This is a genomic window from Bartonella sp. AU15XJBT (genome assembly GCF_028618615.1).
GTDB lineage: Bacteria > Pseudomonadota > Alphaproteobacteria > Rhizobiales > Rhizobiaceae > Bartonella.
This window is the reverse complement of record NZ_JAQITG010000088.1, coordinates 1-1,903: the sequence shown is the minus strand read 5'-3', so window position 1 is coordinate 1,903 and position 1,903 is coordinate 1. Positions and strand designations below refer to the sequence as shown.

2 protein-coding genes and 2 pseudogenes are annotated in these 1,903 nt (G+C 42.8%); all 4 read right to left on the bottom strand.

Annotated elements, in window-relative coordinates:
- Positions 1 to 631 (bottom strand): annotated as a pseudogene (locus PVV57_RS10165) (filamentous hemagglutinin); the annotation flags it as partial.
- Positions 632 to 665: 34 nt separating this feature from the next.
- On the bottom strand, positions 666 to 1,025 hold the full coding sequence (locus PVV57_RS10160; protein ID WP_273719599.1) for a hypothetical protein: 360 nt from the start codon (positions 1,023 to 1,025) through the stop codon (positions 666 to 668).
- A 49-nt stretch (positions 1,026 to 1,074) separates the two neighbouring features.
- Positions 1,075 to 1,480 (bottom strand): annotated as a pseudogene (locus PVV57_RS10155) (hypothetical protein).
- Positions 1,477 to 1,903 (bottom strand): hypothetical protein (locus tag PVV57_RS10150; RefSeq protein WP_273784023.1); only part of this gene is annotated, 427 nt, incomplete at its 5' end. The pseudogene PVV57_RS10155 and the gene PVV57_RS10150, both read right to left, overlap by 4 nt.

The window sequence follows — 1,903 nt, the reverse complement described above, 5'->3', positions numbered from 1 at the left end:
CATGGTTCTATAGGAGTCATCGCTGTATTTAAACCCTTCTTCTAAGAGTTGTGTTGCCATTTCACGATTTTCATGGACGATTTGTTCCAGCTTGGCGACATCAAGCTGTTGTACCCCCTTATGGGCGCTGGCAGTATCACGGTTAAGGGAGGCGATGGCTTGTTCCACATCTTGTCCCGTCAACGCCTTTTGCCCTGCTTCATTTGTCAGCACAATGGTTCCATTGCTGATAGCGGATTTGGTATAGCCTTCCTCTGAATCTTTGGCTTTTGCATGATCTAAAACATTCTTGGCAATGTTTTTCCCGACACCGTATTTGCCTTGGTACATGGGGCCTCCCGCAGAAATGCTAATCCCATCGCTGTTGGCTTGAGCATCAGCACTGTTGGTGATATTACTCGTTTTAATGGTTCCGGTGGTCAGTTTATTTTTGTTCGCCGATGCGGTGGCTGCCGATAATACCACCGGTCATGGTTGTTGCACCCGCCACTGTAATATCAAAGCCGCCATCACCGGTTTGAATGCCGGATTGTTCCACAACGCTGTGATAATCACTAGAGGATTGATCCTTTTGGAAAGAGGCATTCATTGAACCTCCATCACCCGTTTTTCCTGCACCAAAGCCAACATTCTCATTAAAGCGCTTTGCGAATGATTTTGTGTTGTTAGGGTTGGCATTCAAGTGCGTTTTTATGTCTTTTACAATAAGGACTATTTAAGCGTTTCTCAACACTTCGCTGAGGCATAACAGCTCCAGGACGACATATGGGAAGATTGTCCGATTTATGGTTCTCACACCATTCTTGTATGGTAAAGCTAGGGCGAAAACCTGATTTCCCCATACAAATTTCAATACTAGCAAATTGATTCAAATCTAGCGCCACAACCTTATCAAGGTCCGGTACGCCACATTCTAAAAGTATTTTCTGCCTCCATAATACTGGAGAAAGTGAGGGAATTTGATTAACACACCCAACTGTACTTAAAAAAGCTATGCAGCTCAATAGTTTTAAAGTTTTTTTCATTTTCCCCTCCTCTAATGGGTTTCTTGACAATAAAAAGGAACAGCAAGACTTAAGGTTTGCATTCAGGTTGTACTGGACTTCTTTTACAAAAAGGGCTGTTTAAGCGCTTTTCAACACTTCTCTGTGGGATGACAGCACCAGGACGACAAATGGGGAGGTCATTATAATTATAACACCAATATGGCCCCCCCTGATTTTCTACGGAAACCAGCTTGAAGCATGCAAGCATCAATGGTGGCTATTTCATTGTCGCTTAGCGTTTTGTTTTCTGAATCCTGATCAATAAGGCTTGGCATGCCACATTCTAGCAAGACTTTTCCTACCTCAGTAAAGTTCGCTCCTGGCTTCTTCCACACTGCCACTTCTCCTGGAGAAGGTTTGTCGATATTTGATATGTCACATCCAGTAATACTTAATAGAATGAGCAGGCTCAATAAGTTAAATCGTATTTTCATTTTTTGTTCCCTGTTCTCGTGGAATAAAATTTTATAAAACCAAATGAACCGTAATCACGTCTACAATCAGATCCTGCATCAGCATAACAATTATGGGTGCTAGGATTATAGCCGATGATCGCTCCCCCCATCTCTCTGAGGGGTAGAATTAACGGATGTAATGAATCATATGGTTTGGAACGTACCCCATAAGCCGTAGGCCAATTAAAACCAATTATTGTACTTATGGGGTCTAATATATGGCCTTGTACATAGACATAATTTTTTTCGCCATCGCTTAAGTAATCTACTGTATTAGCTATCGATGGCGCGTGAGCAGCCGATCCAAAAAGATAGAAGTCTGTTTTCTTGGCTATACCATGGATACCACGCTCTTCAAGGTCACGTAATCCATTACCCCCTGTCAAGGTACCACGGCTATGC